This is a genomic window from Serratia sp. YC16, assembly GCF_009707615.1.
Taxonomy (GTDB): domain Bacteria; phylum Pseudomonadota; class Gammaproteobacteria; order Enterobacterales; family Enterobacteriaceae; genus Serratia; species Serratia surfactantfaciens.
On record NZ_WLYN01000001.1, the window covers coordinates 89,876 to 105,906 of the forward strand.

The following is a 16,031-nucleotide window of genomic DNA, read 5'->3' on the forward strand; positions in this document are numbered from 1 at the left end:
CACAGCATGTTAAGCATCAAGAATTTGAAAGTCAGCGTGGAAGGCAACGAGATCCTCAAGGGATTGGATCTGGAGATTAAACCGGGCGAAGTGCACGCCATCATGGGCCCGAACGGCTCGGGCAAGAGTACGCTGTCCGCCACGCTGGCCGGGCGTGAAGAGTACGAAGTGACCGAAGGGGAAGTCACCTTCAAGGGCAAGGACCTGCTGGAGCTGGATCCGGAAGATCGCGCCGGCGAAGGCGTGTTTCTGGCCTTCCAGTACCCGGTGGAGATCCCCGGCGTCAGCAACCACTTTTTCCTGCAAACGTCGGTCAACGCGGTGCGCAAATACCGCGAACAGGAGCCTCTGGATCGCTTTGACTTCGCCGATTTCATCGAAGAGAAGATCGCGCTGCTGGATATGCCGGCCGATCTGCTGACCCGTTCGGTCAACGTCGGTTTCTCGGGCGGCGAGAAAAAGCGCAACGATATTCTGCAGATGGCGGCGCTGGAGCCGGATCTGTGCATTCTCGATGAAACCGACTCCGGTCTGGACATCGACGCGCTGAAGATCGTCGCCAACGGCGTCAATTCGCTGCGTGACGGCAAGCGCGCCTTTATCATCGTCACCCACTACCAGCGTATTCTGGACTACATCAAACCGGATTACGTGCACGTGCTGTCGCAGGGGCGCATCGTCAAATCCGGCGATTTCTCGCTGGTGAAACAGTTGGAGGAGCAGGGCTATGGCTGGCTTACCGACCAACAGTAATTCAAACGCGCTGCAGCAGCTGTATCGCCTGTTCGAAGGGCGCGGCGGCGAGCGTTCACCGCATGCGCTGGCGCACTGGCAGCAGGCGCTGCGGCTCGGCTGGCCGACGCGCAAGCATGAGAACTGGAAATACACGCCGCTGGAAGGCCTGCTGGAGCAGCAATTCCTCGAGCCGCAGCCCGCGCCGGTAACCGCCGAGCAGGCCGATGCGTTGGCGCTTGGCATCGACGCCTGTCGGCTGGTGTTCATCGACGGCCGCTACAGTGCCGCGCTCAGCGATGGCGACCTGGGCGACTACCAGTTTGAGCTGACCGCCTACGGCACGCCGCAGGCGCTGCCGGAGCCGATCCAACCGGAGGTCTTCCTGCACCTGACCGAAAGCCTGGCGCAGGAAACCAGCCTGATCCGCCTGCCCGCCGGCAAAGCCCCCGCGCGGCCGCTGTACCTGCTGCATATCAGCAGCGGACGCGGCGGTGCCGGGGAAGTGAACACCGTGCATCATCGCCATCATCTGGAGATCGGGCGCGGGGCCGAGGCGGAAGTGATCGAACACTATGTCAGCCTGGGCGAAGCCGCGCACTTTACCGGCGCGCGCCTGACCGCCAACGTGGCGGACAACGCCGGGCTGTTGCACTGCAAGCTGGCGTTTGAGAGCCAGCCAAGCTACCACTTCGCTCATAACGATCTGGTCATCGGCCGCGACGCGCGAGTGAAAAGCGACAGCTTCCTGCTGGGCGCCGGCCTGACGCGCCACAACACCAGCGCGCAGCTGAACGGCGAGGGCGCCAATCTGGTGATCAATAGCCTGGTGCTGCCGGTGGGCAAAGAGATCTGCGATACCCGCACCTATCTGGAACACAACAAGGGCTATTGCGAAAGCCGTCAGCTGCATAAAACCGTGGTCAGCGATCGCGGCAAGGCGGTGTTCAACGGCATGATCAAAGTGGCCAAGCACGCGATCAAAACCGACGGCCAGATGACCAACCATAACCTGCTGCTGGGTAAGGTGGCGGAAGTGGATACCAAACCGCAGTTGGAGATCTACGCCGACGACGTCAAGTGCAGTCACGGTGCCACCGTGGGGCGCATCGATGAAGAGCAGCTGTTCTATCTGCAGTCGCGCGGCATCGACAAGCATGCGGCGCAGCAGATGATCATCTTCGCCTTCGCCGCCGAGTTGACCGAAGGCATTGCCAACGACATCATCCGGGAACGTGTGCTGGCGCGCATCGCCCAGCGCCTGCCGGGGGAGGCCGCATGAGTTATCCGATTGAACGCGTGCGCGGCGATTTCCCGCTGCTGGCGCGTGAGGTGAACGGCCAACCGCTGGCCTATCTCGACAGTGCCGCCAGCGCGCAGAAACCGCAGGCGGTGATCGACCGCGAGCTGGATTTCTATCGCCACGGCTATGCGGCGGTGCATCGCGGCATCCATACTCTGAGCGCCGAGGCGACTCAGCAGATGGAAGCGGTGCGGGAACAGGCGGCGCGCTTTATCAACGCCGCGTCGGCGGAAGAGATGGTGTTCGTCAAAGGCACCACCGAAGGCATCAACCTGGTGGCCAACAGCTTCGGCCGCCACCTGCTGCAGACGGGCGACGCTATCCTCATCACCGAGATGGAGCACCACGCCAACATCGTGCCTTGGCAGATGCTGGCGCAGGAACGCGGGTTGCAGCTGCGGGTTTGGCCGCTGCAGCCGGACGGCACGCTGGATCTGGCGCGGTTGCCGGAGCTGGTCGACGCGTCCTGTAAACTGCTGGCGCTGACCGAGGTCTCCAACGTGCTGGGCACCGTCAACCCGGTGCGCGAGATCATCGCTCGCGCCAGAGCCCTGGCACCGGATCTGACGGTATTGGTGGACGGCGCGCAGGCGGTGATGCACCAACGCGTCGATGTTCAGGCGCTGGACTGCGATTTCTACGTGTTTTCCGGCCACAAGCTGTATGGCCCTTCCGGCATCGGCATGCTGTATGGGCGCCAGGCGTTGTTGCAGCAGATGCCGCCGTGGGAAGGGGGCGGTTCGATGATCCGTCAGGTCAGCCTGACGGCAGGCACCACCTTCGCCGATCCGCCGTGGCGCTTCGAGGCCGGTTCGCCGAACACCGCCGGCATCATGGGGCTGGGGGCGGCGTTCGATTACGTCGAGGCCTTGGGGCTGAATGTGATCCACGATTATGAACAGTCGCTGATGCACTACGCGCTTGAGGCGCTCAAGCAGGTGCCGACGCTGAAAATCTATGGCCCGGCTCATCGCGCCGGGGTGATCGCCTTCAATCTGGGAGAGCATCACGCCTATGATGTCGGCAGCTTCCTCGACCAGTATGGCATCGCCATCCGCACCGGCCACCATTGCGCCATGCCGCTGATGGCGTTTTATCAGGTGCCGAGCATGTGCCGCGCTTCGCTGGCGTTATATAATACCCGGGAAGAGGTGGACCGGCTGGTGGCCGGGCTGCAACGCATTCATCAGCTATTAGGCTAGGCCGGGGCGTGTCCCCGGCGGTACAAAAGGATCCCCATGGCGAATTTGCCGGACAAAGATAAATTGGTGCGTAATTTCTCCCGCTGCTTGAATTGGGAGGAGAAATACCTGTACGTGATTGAACTCGGCGCCAAATTGCCGCCGCTGGACGAGGCCGAGCGTCAGGCCGGCAACCTGATCTCCGGCTGTCAAAGTCAGGTATGGATCGTGATGCGCCGCGATGAGCAGGGGCAGGTCGAGTTTCACGGCGACAGCGACGCCGCGATCGTCAAAGGGCTGCTGGCGGTGGTGTTTATTCTCTATCGTCAATTGACGCCACAGCAGATAGTCTCTCTCGATGTGCGGCCGTTTTTCGCCGAGCTGGCGCTCAGCCAACATCTGACGCCTTCGCGCTCCCAGGGATTGGAGGCGATGATTCGTGCCATTCGCAGTAAAGCCGCGCAGCTGGCCTGAGCCTCAACCCCCCTCGACCTGGCAGACTCATTGATACCTTCGCTTTGTCAATGAGTCTTTACAATCCGCCGTTTCCCCCCAGACAGCACTCCCAATTCAGTGATATTTCAGCAGCTTATCCGTTGACGTTTCGTTGACAATCAGCGGTGGCGATTACGTTATAACGTGTTGATTTTTAGAGAACTTATTGCCTTTGATGCCAGCGTTGCTAGTATTAATCAGGTATTGTCTGATTTACCCGCCGCCGGGCGCTCGTTAGCCTTGGGGACGAACCGTCATAAAAAATATAGGGATGATAATGAAACGTGCGTTGAGTTTAATGGGCATGGTCTTCGCCACCGTACTGGCCGGCACGCAGGCCGCCAGTGCGACCGAGTACCCGCTGCCGCCGCCGGACAGCCGTCTGATCGGCGAAAACACCACTTATACCGTGCCAAACGACGGCCGTCCGCTGGAGGCGATTGCCGCCGACTACAAGATTGGCCTGCTGGGCATGCTGGAAGCCAACCCCGGAACCGACCCGTTCCTGCCTAAGCCAGGCACGGTGCTGACCATTCCGACCCAAATGCTGCTGCCCGACACCAAGCGTGAAGGGATCATCGTCAACCTGGCCGAGCTGCGTCTTTACTACTTCCCGAAAGGCGAGAATAAAGTAATCGTCTATCCGATCGGCATCGGCCAGACCGGGATGCATACGCCGCTGGAGGTGACCTCCATCAGCCAGAAGATCCCTAACCCGACCTGGACGCCAACCGCCAACATCCGCAAGCGCTATCAGTCCCAGGGCGTGACGCTGCCGGCGGTGGTGCCGGCCGGCCCTGAGAACCCGATGGGGCTGTTCGCCCTGCGTCTGGCGATGGGCCGCGGTGAATACCTGATCCACGGCACCAACGCCAACTTCGGCATCGGCATGCGCGTCAGCTCCGGCTGTATTCGTCTGCGCCCGACCGATATCGAGGCGCTGTTCAATATGGTGCCGCGCGGCACGCGGGTGCAGGTGATCAACGATCCGGTGAAGGTTTCGGTCGAACCGGACGGCAAACGCTATGTTGAAGTGCACCAGCCGCTGTCGCGGGTAGAAAGCGACGATCCGCAGACCATGCCGATCACGCTGTCGAAAGCCGAGAAAGCCTTCGTTGCGGATGGGCAAACCGATCGCGCCATGTTCGATAGCGCGGTTGTACGCCGCTCTGGCATGCCGGTGTTGGTTAACGTGGGGGAGAACCCGTCTGAGGTGAGTTTAACGCCTGCAGCGGCTCCTGCGACGAATAAGAGCCCATTCAAGGGCGCGCCTATCAGTTCGGTGAACTAAGTTTGCGGGATTGAGCGGTCGAAGAGGGGTTCAGCGTGCTGAACCTCTTTTTTTTGCCTGCGGCGGGGGAAGGTTCAGGCCTGCGAGCAGGCAAAAAAAACGGCGCACAATGTGCGCCGTTTTCAATAACCAAAGCTATCTTACTTTTTGTAAGCGTGAGCTTGGTTGTCCAGACGCTGGTTAGCGCGTGCTGCGTCGTCTTTAGCAGCTTGAACGTCAGAACGCATTGCGTTCACGTCGTTGCTCAGCTGATCAACTTTAGCGTTCAGAGTCTGAACGTCAGAAGACAGTTGATCGATTTTAGCGTTGCTAGAGCAGCCAGCCAGCAGAGTGGAACCCAGGATTACCGCGCCCAGTACCAGTTTAGTACGATTCATTATAACACCCTCTAGATTGAGTTAATCTCCATGTAGCGTTACAAGTATTACACAAACTTTTTTCGAAAGAGAATAATTTTTTAGTCTTGAGGTGCTTTATTTTGATCGTTCGCTCAAACTTGCATCTGGTTTTACAAATTAGTTAAAAAAACGAGGGAAAACAGCCGGCTTCCATGGGACAACTCCGATTTGTTATTAGCTAAATAATGAGCGATTCGCAGTTGCGTTTTGAGAAAAATAGGTTACTGCCGATAAAAAAAACGCCGCAAAGCGGCGTTTTGATCAAGGCAATTATGTCACGTTTTATATTACAGCACGTGCACCGAGGCGGTGTTGGTGGTGCCGCTCGGCACCAGCGCGCCGGAAACCATCACCACGACGTCGCCTTTCTGCGCCAGGCCGCTGGCCAGCGCGGCTTCTTTACCGATGCGGTAGAAGTCGTCGGTGGAGGCGATTTCCTTGACCATCTGCGGGATGACGCCCTTGCTCAGCACCAGCTGATGCGCGGTGGTCTGGTTGGTGGTCAGCGCCAGGATCACTGCGTTAGGGAAGTATTTACGCACGGATTTCGCTGATTTGCCGCCGCTGGTGGCGACGACGATCAGTGGCGCGTCCAGTTTCTCGGCGGTTTCAACCGCGCCGCGGCACACCGCTTCGGTGATGCGCAGCTTGCGGCGATCGTTCAGGGTGTCGATGCGGCTTGGCATCACGCGATCGGTGCGCTCGCAGATAGTCGCCATGATGTTGACCGCTTCCAGCGGGTATTTGCCCTTGGCGCTCTCGCCGGACAGCATGACGGCGTCGGTGCCGTCCAGGATGGCGTTGGCGACGTCGCCGGCTTCCGCACGGGTAGGGCGCGGGTTCTTGATCATGGAATCGAGCATCTGGGTGGCGGTGATCACCACTTTACGCGCACGGTTGCATTTTTCGATCATCATCTTCTGGGCGAAGATCACTTCTTCTACCGGGATCTCCACGCCCAGATCGCCACGGGCAACCATGATGCCGTCTGACGCTTCGAGGATTTCGTCGAAGTTGTTCAGGCCTTCCTGGTTTTCGATCTTGGAGATGATCTGGATCTGCTCGCCGCCGTGGGCTTTCAGGTGCTCGCGGATCTCCAGCACGTCAGAGCGTTTACGGATGAAGGACGCCGCTACGAAGTCGACGCCTTGCTCGCAGCCGAAGATCAGGTCGCGTTTGTCTTTCTCGGCCAGCGCAGGCAGCTGGATGGACACGCCCGGCAGGTTAACGCCTTTGTTCTCGCCCAGATCGCCGTTGTTCAGCACCTTACAGATGACTTCGTTCTCAGTCACGTTGGTGACTTCCATGCCGATCAGGCCGTCGTCAACCAGCACGGTGTTGCCGATCTTCAGGTCGGCGGCGAAGCCGGCGTAGGTGACCGCCACGCGCTCGCTGTTGCCGATCACGCTCTGGTCAGTGGTGAAGGTGAAGGTTTGGCCGGCGACCAGCGAGGCGTCTTTGCCGCCTTCCAGCTTCATGGTGCGAATTTCCGGGCCTTTGGTATCCAGCAGGATGCCGGCGTTGATACCGGTTTTCGCCATCACGGCGCGCATGTTTTTGATGCGGTTGCCGTGCTCTTCATAGTCGCCGTGAGAGAAGTTGAGACGCATCACGTTCATGCCCGCATTGAGCAGGTTGGTCAGCATTTCTTCCGATTCGGTTTTTGGACCGATGGTACAAACAATTTTGGTCTTTTTCATGGCGGAGTTTTCTACAAGTTGTGATGGATAAAAAAACGAATTTGACCGGCGCGGTTGACGCCGGTAGGGAATTTGGGCCGTGCCTGGTGGTGAAAAACATAGTTAAGGATAGGTGACGACAGTTGAAGTGGGGCGGAAAAATTCAGCCCGCGCGGGGGCGCGAGGAGGCTGCGCAACGGGGTAAGATCAAATCGTGTTGTTATTGCGTTTTCGCAGATCAAGGGCTGAAACCATTCAACTGATAGACGTTGCGCATTATAAAGGCTAAGCGGCGGGAAACAAAATAAAAAACCGCGGCGGCGCGGCGGATATGTCAAAACGCGGGCAAATGTGGCGCAAATGCAACAGGTTGCGGGCCGCTTGTTGCGCAAATAACCTTGCTGTAAATGCGGCTTAGTGCGTTTGCGGGATTTCCAGCAGCACGCCGGCGCTCAGGCAGAAGCAGCCGCTGGCGACGTTGGCCGGCAGGGTCAGGCTCTCGCCGGCCCGCACCACTCGCGTGTCGCCGCCGAGCGTGAACTCGAATTCACCGGACATCACTCGGGTTTGCAGCGCGTGCGGGGGCTTTTGCAGTTGGCCGAAGGCGCCGGCCTCGAACCGCACTTCCGCCGCCGGCGCACCGTCGCTCATCACGCCTTCCCGGCGGGCAAGGCCATTGTCGAGCGGTAAAAAGGCGGTTTGGGCGGTGAAGATGGTCATGTGGCGTTCCTGATAGCTGATGGCGGTGGCGCGACGCGAACGACATGAAAAACTCGGGCGGTCGGGCAGAGACGAAACAATGAGAAGTATAACGCGACAGGGGGAGAGATGAATCAGCAATATGGTGCGTCCGAGTGGACTCGACCCACCGACCCCCACCATGTCAAGGTGGTGCTCTCACCAACTGAGCTACGGACGCACGGTACTGATTCAGGAATTTGGTGCGTCCGAGTGGACTCGAACCACCGACCCCCACCATGTCAAGGTGGTGCTCTAACCAACTGAGCTACGGACGCACTGTACTGCTTCAGGAATTTGGTGCGTCCGAGTGGACTCGAACCACCGACCCCCACCATGTCAAGGTGGTGCTCTAACCAACTGAGCTACGGACGCATCTTTTCCTGTCTGTCATGGCTGACAGCGGGGACGAATATTAACGAGCTACCCGCGCGCTGGCAAGGGGAAAAGCGCAATTTTATTCGGTATTTCACGCGATTGCTGAGGTTGTGCGCAGTCCGGCGTTTTTTTCCGCAAACCGCAGCCCGACCGGGGAGGAAACCGGCCGGGCTGCGGGTTCAGCGTGTGGATCGCTGCAGGATGACGGTGGTCGGCTGTTTCTGCAGCCAGCGCATGCGCAGCGCCATCATGATGGCGGCGAAGGTCAGACCGATGATAAAGCCGATCCAGAAGCCGCTCGGCCCCATCGCCGGCACCACCACATCGGTCAGCGCCAGCAGATAGCCGCTCGGCAGGCCCAATACCCAATAAGCGATGAAGGTGATGAAAAAGATCGCGCGGGTATCTTTATAGCCGCGCAGCACGCCGCTGCCGATCACCTGAATAGAATCCGAGATTTGGTACAGCGCCGCCAGCAGCATCAGCTGCGAAGCCATCGCCACCACCGCCGGGCTGTCGTTGTACAGCAGGGCGATAGGCTCGCGGAAGGTGGCGGTAAACAGCGCGGTGCAGACGGCCATGGTGATGCCGACGCCGATGGCGGAGTAAGCGGCGACGCGCGCGCCTTCGACCGAACCTTCCCCCAGACGGTAACCGACGCGAATGGTGGCGCCGACGCCCAGCGACAACGGCAGCACGAACATCAGCGCGCTGAAGTTAAGCGCGATCTGGTGGCCGGCGACCGCGACGATCCCCAGCGGCGAAACCAGCAGCGCCACCACGGCGAACAGCGTGACTTCGAAGAACAGCGCCAGCGCCACCGGCATGCCGATGCCGATCAGGCGCTTCAGAGCCGCCCAGTCTGGGCCGCCGAGATCGCCGGCCTGGCGTTTGATATCGCGCTGCGACGGCGCGCGCTTCACGTACCAGCGCATCATCAGGAACATGATCCAGTAGACGCTGCCGGTGGCGACGCCGCAGCCGACGCCGCCCAGCTCCGGCATGCCGAACTTGCCGTAGATGAAAATGTAGTTGATCGGGATATTCACCAACAGGCCGAGGAAGCCGATCACCATGCCGGGCTTGGTTTTGGACAGCCCTTCGCACTGGTTGCGCATCACCTGGAAGAACAGGTAGCCTGGCGCACCCCACATGATGGCGTGCAGGTAGCCGACGGCCTTGTCCGCCAGTTGCGGATCGATGTTGTGCATCATGTCGATGACGAACTTGCAGTTATACAGCACGACGATCAACAGCAGCGAGACGCCGGAGGCCAGCCAGAAGCCCTGACGCACCTGGTGGGCGATGCGATCGCGCCGCCCGGCGCCGTTGAGCTGGGCGATAACCGGGGTCAGCGCCAGCAGCAGGCCGTGGCCGAACAGAATGGCCGGCAGCCAGATCGAGGTGCCGACCGCGACGGCCGCCATGTCGGTGGCGCTGTAAGCGCCGGCCATGATGGTATCGACCACGCCCATGGCGGTTTGCGATATTTGCGCGATGATGACCGGGATAGCGAGAGCCAATAAACTACGCGCTTCAATTAAGTACTTCTGCACGCATACACCTTTCTATTTATATATGTGGGAGGGAGGGCTGCCGCGAGAGGACAACAATTAAAATAGCGGAATTTTGTCAAAAAGATTGTACCTGCTCGGCGTCGTTAAGCAAACGCCGCAGATAAATAGTTATTAAATGCGCAGGCAGCCGATTTTTGCCGCTGCGGATTTGGTTTTCCGCGCCAACTGGGGCAAACTGCCGGAAGCGTTTTAACCTATTTAGCAAGAAGAGGCACATATGTTCACCGGTATCGTACAAGGCACCGCGCCGCTGGTCGCCATTGATGAGAAACCCAATTTCCGCACCCACGTGATCGAGATGCCTGCAGAACTGCTGCCGGGGCTGGAGCTGGGCGCGTCGGTGGCCCATAACGGCTGCTGTCTGACCGTGACCGCGGTGGAAGGCAACCGCGTCAGCTTCGATTTGATCAAGGAAACGCTGCGCTTGACCAACCTTGGCGATTTGGCGCTGGGCGACATCGTCAATATTGAGCGCGCGGCAAAATTCAATGATGAAATTGGCGGGCATTTGATGTCCGGCCATATTATCTGCACGGCGGAAGTGGCCAAAATTTATACGTCGGAAAATAACCGCCAGGTATGGCTGCGCATGCCGAACGCGGAATTGATGAAATATGTGCTGCACAAAGGCTTCATCGGCATCGACGGCATTAGCCTGACCATCGGCGAAGTGGTGAATAACCGTTTCTGCGTGCACCTGATCCCGGAAACGCTGGATCGCACCACGCTGGGTAAAAAACGCCTGGGCGACAAGGTGAACATCGAGATCGATCCGCAAACCCAGGCGGTGGTGGACACCGTCGAGCGTGTGTTGGCCAATCGCGAAGCGACGCTGGCAGCGGCGATGGCGCCGGCGCACAAAGACTGACCGCGATTCTGGCGTTGCCGCCCGAATCGAATCATAAGCAGAGAGGAGAAACGCGTGAAGTTTTATGGGAAAACGTTGTTGTTAACCGCGTTGTTGGCGCTGAGCGCCTGCAGCAGTTCACCTGAGCAGGGCGCCGGCGCGCAAATGGCCGATGCGGACGATACCTGCGGCGCTTCGCAGTATCAAAACTACGTCGGCAAGCCGATGACTTCGCTGGAAGGCGTACGGATCGAATCCAAAGTGCGAGCCATTCCGTATAACTCCGCCGTTACCATGGATTTCAACCTGCGCCGTCTGAACTTCCTTGGCGATAGCAACGATAAAATTATTCGCGTTTACTGCGGTTAACCCGCAGGGTCCGAAAGCGCAAAAAAAAGCCCCGGCGATGTTGTTGCCGGGGCTTTTTTTATCGGGAAAGCGTTCAGCGGGAGACGCGAATCCCGCCTTCAACGCCTTTCGGGCTGAACACCACCTGCCAGAGCTGCAGATCGCGCGCCCGGAACGCACCGGCACAGGCGTTCAGGTAATAACTGAACATCCGCTCGAAGCGCTCGGAATAGCGCTCGGCGAGCTGTGGCCACGCCTGTTTGAAACGCTCGAACCAGGCCATCAGCGTGCGGTCGTAATCGGCGCCGATGTTGTGCCAATCTTCCATCACGAAGTGGCCTTCGCTGGCCTCGGCGATATGGCTCACCGACGGCAGACAGCCGTTCGGGAAGATATATTTGTTGATCCACGGATCGACGTTCATGTCGGTCTTGTTGGAGCCGATGGTGTGCAGCAGGAACAGCCCGTGCGGCACCAGATTGCGCTCTACCACGTTGAAATAGGTGCGGTAGTTTTTCGGCCCGACGTGCTCGAACATGCCGACCGAGACGATGCGATCGAACTGCTGATGCAGGTCGCGGTAATCCTGCAGCAGGATCTGCACATCGAGTCCGGCGCAGCGCGCCTGAGCCAGCTTCTGCTGTTCGGCGGAAATGGTCACGCCAACCACCGACACGCCGTAGTTTTTCGCCGCGTAGGCGGAGAGGCCGCCCCAACCGCAGCCGATGTCCAGCAAGCGCATGCCCGGCTGCAGCTGCAGTTTCTCGCAGATCATCCGCAGTTTCGCTTCCTGCGCCTCTTCCAGCGTGGTGGCGTCTTTCCAGTAGCCGCAGGAATATTGCATGTAAGGATCGAGCATCAGGGTAAACAGATCGTTGCCGAGATCGTAATGCTCTTTGCCGACGATCCAGGCGCGCTTTTTCGATTGCAGATTGGTCAGGCGCGCGGCGGCGATACGCAGGGTATCTTTCAGGTGGTGGGGGAGTTTTTTCTCCAGCCCGGCGCTGACCACGCGCTGGAAGAACATATCCAGCCGCTCACACTCCCACCAGCCGTCCATATAGCTTTCGCCCAGGCCCAACGAGCCTTGCTGCAACACGCGTTTAAAGAATTCGGGGTTTTTAACCTGAATATCGAAGGGGCGCGAACCGTTGATTTCAATGCCGGCCAGGCCGAGCATTTCATGCGCGATACGGTACCACTGATTGTCCTGGATACTCAGATCTTCTATACACGATGAACTCATAGCTTCTCCATCACCTTCTTCTGACTGATGACCCGTTAGGAAACAGCTTAGACAATTTCTGCGGGTGCATACGTTTACCGGCGGAAAATAGGCCCGCGGCGTCTGATATCCGACTATGAACAGAGGAAATTTTAAGAAGCTACCCGGCGCAAATGGCGCGGGATGAACGCATCCTTAAAAAGAGTGTGACGCAAGACGCGTACACAAGCGCTAATTGAGATATAAAGATTATAAGGTGTTACTTTAAAAGGTTGTTTTTGAGTATAGGCGTGCCGAGGCGTCGACTCAACTGTAAATCGCACTCGGCACGCATATTCTTTAAGTGATTATTAAGTTTGGCAATTATGACGCTGAGTTAGCATGTTCCCGCTGCGTCTTTTGCTGCGCATCGGCCGTTTTCCCCCGCTGCAGGAAATATCCCAGCGCGGCCAGAATCACCGTAGACACCATTACCGTCACCGTCGCCAACAGCGGCTGGGCAATAAACGCCGATACCAGCATGCTCGCCACAAAACACAGCCCCAGCTGCAGCGTATTTTGCAGCGCGGCGGCTTTGCCGCTGCTTTCCGGGAACGGCATCAGCGCATTCGCCACCATGATCGGGTAGCCGGCGCCATTGACCAGCGCCATCACGCAGAACGGGATCAGCAGCGTGGTGAGCGTCGGAGAGGTCAGCGTCGCCACCAGATACAGCGCCACCATGCTGACACCATAAGCTACCAGCAGCCACGGCAGCAGAGTTTTGCCATTGATGCGCTTGAGCGCGGCGCGGCAGCCGTAGCCGCCCAGCAGGAAGGCCAGCGTTTGCGGCACATAGCTCAGACCGATGTCGCTCGGGCTATAGCCCATATCGCCGAGGATAAACGGCGAACCGGTCAGCCAGGCGAAGAAACCGGCCGAGCAGGCGGCGTACATCGCGACGTTGCCGCTGAACACCGGAGATTTCAACAGTTGCCAGAAGCTGACGCCGTTTTTTGGCGCGTCGGTGGCGGGTTGCGTTTTGGCGCGCTCTTTGAGCATCAACGTCGGCAGCAGCAGCAGCGCGGTGATCACCAACAGCGCGGCGAAGATCGCCCGCCAGCTGGCGTGGTTCAGCAGCCAGGCGCCAAGCAGCGGGGCCAACGCCGGTGACAGCGCCACCAGCGGCATTATGGTGGCGAACACGCGGTTGGCCTGACCTTCACGATAACGGTCGACCACCAGCGCTTGCCAGATGGCGGTGGCGGAACAGACGCCGACGGCCTGAATAAAGCGCAGGATCCAGAGCTGCAGGGCGTTTTCCACCCACAGCATGCCGAGGCAGCCGAGGGCGAACAGCGTCAGGCCAATCAATAATACCGGTTTACGCCCCAGGCGATCGGAGAGCGGCCCCCACAGCAGCTGCGCGAAGGCGAAGCCGGCCAGGAAGATGCTCAGGCTGGCGCTCACGGCGCCGGCGGAGATTTGCAGTTCTTCGCGCATGGCGCCGAAGGCAGGCAGATACATATCGGTCGCCAGATAACCCAACATGCTCAGGCCAGCGAGGTAGAACATAAAGCCAAAAGAATTTCGCATGGTATTTCTCGTTAATATTTTAGTGTCGCAGGTTTTTAGCGCCGGCCAGTGTATCCGGCTGGATCTCTGCTTGTGAAACGGTAATATTTGCAAAGTGCTGTTAAAAAAATTGAAGGCAAAGCGATGTGGTCTGAATATTCACTTGAAGTCGTCGACGCGGTAGCGCGCACCGGCAGTTTCAGCGCGGCGGCGCAGGAGCTGCACCGGGTGCCGTCGGCGGTGAGTTATACCGTGCGGCAGCTGGAGCAATGGCTGGCGGTGCCGCTGTTTGAGCGGCGTCACCGCGATGTGGAGCTGACGCCGGCCGGTGCGTTGTTTATCAAGGATGCGCGAGCTGTTATCAAAAAAATGCTCGACACCCGCCGGCACTGTCAGCAGGTGGCCAACGGTTGGCGCGGTCAGCTGAATATCGCGGTGGATATCATCGTCAAACCGCAGCGCAGCCGCCAGCTGGTGCTGGATTTCTACCGCCATTTCCCCGACGTCGAGTTGATGCTGCAACCCGAGGTGTTCAACGGCGTCTGGGATGCGCTGGCGGACGGCAGGGCGGACATGGCGATCGGCGCCACGCGTGCGGTGCCGGTCGGCGGCGGTTTTGCCTTCCGCGACATGGGCTATATGAACTGGCTGTGCGTAGTCAGCCCGCAACACCCGCTGGCGCAGCTGGCGGGGCCGCTGCATGACGATCAGTTGCGGCCGTACCCTTCGCTTTGTCTGGAGGACACCTCGCGCAATTTGCCCAAGCGCGTCACCTGGACGCTGGATAACCAGCGGCGGCTGGTGGTGCCGGACTGGACGTCGGCGCTCGACTGTTTGTGCGCCGGGCTGTGCGTCGGCATGATGCCGGCACATCGGGCGCTGCCGCTGGTGCAGCGCGGTGAGCTGAAGGCGTTGCAGCTGCAGCAGCCGTTTCCCGCCAGCCCTTGCTGCCTGACCTGGCAGCAGGATAAACCGTCACCGGCGATGAGTTGGCTACTGGCGTATCTGGGCGATGGGGAGACGCTGAATCAGGAGTGGCTGAGCGAGGCGGCACCGGAAGCCGTGCAGGCTTCCGGCTCAGGGGATTAGCGGCGGTAGTCGATGAACGGGCCATCGGCGACCGAGCGGCGTTCGATCAGCTTCGGATGCACTTCGATCACCTGCGACTCTTCGCGCTTGCTGATGATGCGATCCAGCAGCATGGTGAAGGCCATTTCGCCCAGGCGTTCTTTCGGCTGATGAATGGTGGTCAGCGCCGGGGTGAAGTAGCGGGCGTTGCGCACGTTGTCGTAGCCGATTACGGAAATATCCTGCGGCACCCGCAGCCCCAGTTCGTCGGCGGCGCAGATGGCGCCCATCGCCATGATGTCGCCGCCGCAGAATACCGCAGTCGGCCGCTGTTTTTGCGACAGGATCTGGTGCATCGCCTTGTAACCGGATTCCGGCTCGAAGTCGCCCTGCACGATCCACTCTTCGCGAATGTCGATCTGCGCTTCCTGCAGCGCCTTCATAAAGCCCTGATGACGGCCGCCGCCGGTATTGCGCGACAGCTGGCCCGGGATGGCGCCGATATCGCGGTGGCCGCGTTCTATCAGGTAACGGCCGGCCAGATAGCCGCCTTCGAAGGCGTTATCGATGATGGTGTCGGTGAAGTCGCCGCGCGCCGCACCCCAGTCCATCACCACCATCGGGATGTTACGGTAGTCTTCCAGCATGCCCAGCAGCTGATCCGGGTATTCGGAACACATCACCAGCAGGCCGTCGACGCGCTTCTGCGCCAGCATCGCCAGGTAGGCGCGCTGTTTGTCCAGGTTGTTGTGCGAGTTGCACAGGATCAGGGTGTAGCCTTTGCTGTAGCAACTGTTTTCCACCGCTTCGATCACTTCGGCGAAGTAGGGGGCTTCACTTGAGGTGGCCAGCAGGCCGATCGACTTGGTGTGATTGACTTTCAGGCTGCGCGCCACGGCGCTCGGCGAGTAGTGCAGTTCTTTGATGGCGGCCCACACGGCCGCTTTGGTCTCTTCGGCGACGAAACGAGTCTTATTGATGACGTGCGAAACGGTGGTGGTGGAAACGCCCGCGCGTTTGGCCACATCTTTAATCGTTGCCATGTAAGGAATGACTCCTGAACTCACATGTTTACAGCATGTAAGTGTGATGTTAATCGTTTGCCTACGTAGATCCTTCTCCAGAGAAGCGAAAACTGAGTTTTTAGTGTGTTGAAGTCTTCAGCGCTTAATCAGGAGGGGCATGGATGCCGGTACGCAGTTGTGAACTGCGAATTT

At 59.2% G+C, this 16,031-nt stretch carries 15 protein-coding genes and 3 tRNA genes; 8 read left to right on the top strand and 10 right to left on the bottom strand.

What is annotated here, in order from left to right:
- The first annotated feature begins 6 nt into the window (after positions 1–6).
- The 5 genes from sufC to GKN89_RS00440 all read left to right on the top strand — a co-directional run bounded on the left by sufC (position 7) and on the right by GKN89_RS00440 (position 5,002).
- Positions 7–753 carry a Fe-S cluster assembly ATPase SufC gene (gene sufC, locus GKN89_RS00420; protein ID WP_004931365.1) on the top strand — a complete coding sequence of 249 codons (747 nt, stop codon included), beginning with the start codon at positions 7–9 and terminating at the stop codon, positions 751–753.
- Positions 728–2,014, top strand: coding sequence for a Fe-S cluster assembly protein SufD (sufD, locus tag GKN89_RS00425; RefSeq protein WP_019456001.1), 1,287 nt, complete (start codon positions 728–730; stop codon positions 2,012–2,014). Before sufC ends, sufD begins: the two co-directional genes overlap by 26 nt.
- Entirely contained in the window at positions 2,011–3,237 is a 1,227-nt protein-coding gene (gene sufS / locus GKN89_RS00430) for a cysteine desulfurase SufS (RefSeq protein WP_154746133.1), read from the top strand. Before sufD ends, sufS begins: the two co-directional genes overlap by 4 nt.
- A gap of 36 nt (positions 3,238–3,273) precedes the next feature.
- A complete protein-coding gene (sufE, locus tag GKN89_RS00435) occupies positions 3,274–3,690 on the top strand; it encodes a cysteine desulfuration protein SufE (RefSeq protein WP_019455999.1) in 417 nt (138 codons plus the stop codon).
- A gap of 298 nt (positions 3,691–3,988) precedes the next feature.
- Positions 3,989–5,002 carry a L,D-transpeptidase family protein gene (locus GKN89_RS00440; protein WP_063919358.1) on the top strand — a complete coding sequence of 338 codons (1,014 nt, stop codon included), beginning with the start codon at positions 3,989–3,991 and terminating at the stop codon, positions 5,000–5,002.
- Between the two features lie 140 nt (positions 5,003–5,142).
- Here the strand turns inward: GKN89_RS00440 and GKN89_RS00445 are convergent, their stop codons facing one another.
- From GKN89_RS00445 to GKN89_RS00475, 7 genes are all read right to left on the bottom strand, one after another.
- Positions 5,143–5,379 (bottom strand): major outer membrane lipoprotein, encoded by a 237-nt coding sequence (locus GKN89_RS00445; RefSeq protein ID WP_004931354.1) that lies wholly within the window; start codon positions 5,377–5,379, stop codon positions 5,143–5,145.
- Between the two features lie 308 nt (positions 5,380–5,687).
- A complete protein-coding gene (gene pykF, locus GKN89_RS00450) occupies positions 5,688–7,100 on the bottom strand; it encodes a pyruvate kinase PykF (RefSeq protein WP_063919359.1) in 1,413 nt (470 codons plus the stop codon).
- Positions 7,101–7,493: 393 nt separating this feature from the next.
- The gene (locus GKN89_RS00455) at positions 7,494–7,799 is read right to left on the bottom strand and encodes a cupin (protein WP_154746134.1); all 306 of its coding nucleotides are present in this window, start codon (positions 7,797–7,799) and stop codon (positions 7,494–7,496) included.
- Positions 7,800–7,921: 122 nt separating this feature from the next.
- Positions 7,922–7,998, bottom strand: a tRNA-Val gene (locus GKN89_RS00460).
- A gap of 20 nt (positions 7,999–8,018) precedes the next feature.
- Positions 8,019–8,095: transfer RNA gene (locus GKN89_RS00465), tRNA-Val, on the bottom strand.
- A gap of 20 nt (positions 8,096–8,115) precedes the next feature.
- Positions 8,116–8,192 (bottom strand) — tRNA-Val (locus GKN89_RS00470).
- 182 nt (positions 8,193–8,374) lie between these two features.
- Positions 8,375–9,751, bottom strand: a complete 1,377-nt coding sequence (locus tag GKN89_RS00475) for an MATE family efflux transporter (protein ID WP_025159704.1) — start codon at positions 9,749–9,751, stop codon at positions 8,375–8,377.
- A gap of 238 nt (positions 9,752–9,989) precedes the next feature.
- On the opposite strand from GKN89_RS00475, the gene GKN89_RS00480 reads away from it, so the two are divergent.
- Positions 9,990–10,640, top strand: coding sequence for a riboflavin synthase (locus GKN89_RS00480; RefSeq protein WP_016927930.1), 651 nt, complete (start codon positions 9,990–9,992; stop codon positions 10,638–10,640).
- Positions 10,641–10,694: 54 nt separating this feature from the next.
- Positions 10,695–10,988: an I78 family peptidase inhibitor gene (locus GKN89_RS00485; RefSeq protein WP_063919361.1), complete on the top strand. Its 294-nt coding sequence runs from the start codon at positions 10,695–10,697 to the stop codon at positions 10,986–10,988.
- A gap of 73 nt (positions 10,989–11,061) precedes the next feature.
- Here the strand turns inward: GKN89_RS00485 and cfa are convergent, their stop codons facing one another.
- Together cfa and punC are read right to left on the bottom strand one after the other, a co-directional pair.
- Positions 11,062–12,213: a cyclopropane fatty acyl phospholipid synthase gene (gene cfa / locus GKN89_RS00490; protein ID WP_019455993.1), complete on the bottom strand. Its 1,152-nt coding sequence runs from the start codon at positions 12,211–12,213 to the stop codon at positions 11,062–11,064.
- A gap of 342 nt (positions 12,214–12,555) precedes the next feature.
- The gene (gene punC / locus GKN89_RS00495) at positions 12,556–13,767 is read right to left on the bottom strand and encodes a purine nucleoside transporter PunC (RefSeq protein WP_154746135.1); all 1,212 of its coding nucleotides are present in this window, start codon (positions 13,765–13,767) and stop codon (positions 12,556–12,558) included.
- A gap of 123 nt (positions 13,768–13,890) precedes the next feature.
- Between punC and punR the strand changes: the two genes are divergently transcribed.
- The gene (gene punR / locus GKN89_RS00500) at positions 13,891–14,835 is read left to right on the top strand and encodes a DNA-binding transcriptional activator PunR (protein ID WP_019455991.1); all 945 of its coding nucleotides are present in this window, start codon (positions 13,891–13,893) and stop codon (positions 14,833–14,835) included.
- On the opposite strand, the gene purR is transcribed toward punR, so the two are convergent.
- Positions 14,832–15,857, bottom strand: a complete 1,026-nt coding sequence (gene purR / locus GKN89_RS00505) for an HTH-type transcriptional repressor PurR (protein WP_063919363.1) — start codon at positions 15,855–15,857, stop codon at positions 14,832–14,834. The two genes, punR and purR, sit on opposite strands and share 4 nt — an antisense overlap.
- Positions 15,858–16,031 lie beyond the last annotated feature (174 nt).

Bases quoted from the DNA above. Each gene is read 5' to 3' on its own strand.
- sufC (WP_004931365.1), top strand. From the start codon at position 7: ATGTTAAGCATCAAGAATTTGAAAGTCAGCGTGGAAGGCAACGAGATC.
- sufD (WP_019456001.1), top strand. From the start codon at position 728: ATGGCTGGCTTACCGACCAACAGTAATTCAAACGCGCTGCAGCAGCTG.
- sufS (WP_154746133.1), top strand. From the start codon at position 2,011: ATGAGTTATCCGATTGAACGCGTGCGCGGCGATTTCCCGCTGCTGGCG.
- sufE (WP_019455999.1), top strand. From the start codon at position 3,274: ATGGCGAATTTGCCGGACAAAGATAAATTGGTGCGTAATTTCTCCCGC.
- GKN89_RS00440 (WP_063919358.1), top strand. From the start codon at position 3,989: ATGAAACGTGCGTTGAGTTTAATGGGCATGGTCTTCGCCACCGTACTG.
- GKN89_RS00445 (WP_004931354.1), bottom strand. From the start codon at position 5,379: ATGAATCGTACTAAACTGGTACTGGGCGCGGTAATCCTGGGTTCCACT.
- pykF (WP_063919359.1), bottom strand. From the start codon at position 7,100: ATGAAAAAGACCAAAATTGTTTGTACCATCGGTCCAAAAACCGAATCG.
- GKN89_RS00455 (WP_154746134.1), bottom strand. From the start codon at position 7,799: ATGACCATCTTCACCGCCCAAACCGCCTTTTTACCGCTCGACAATGGC.
- GKN89_RS00480 (WP_016927930.1), top strand. From the start codon at position 9,990: ATGTTCACCGGTATCGTACAAGGCACCGCGCCGCTGGTCGCCATTGAT.
- cfa (WP_019455993.1), bottom strand. From the start codon at position 12,213: ATGAGTTCATCGTGTATAGAAGATCTGAGTATCCAGGACAATCAGTGG.
- punC (WP_154746135.1), bottom strand. From the start codon at position 13,767: ATGCGAAATTCTTTTGGCTTTATGTTCTACCTCGCTGGCCTGAGCATG.
- punR (WP_019455991.1), top strand. From the start codon at position 13,891: ATGTGGTCTGAATATTCACTTGAAGTCGTCGACGCGGTAGCGCGCACC.
- purR (WP_063919363.1), bottom strand. From the start codon at position 15,857: ATGGCAACGATTAAAGATGTGGCCAAACGCGCGGGCGTTTCCACCACC.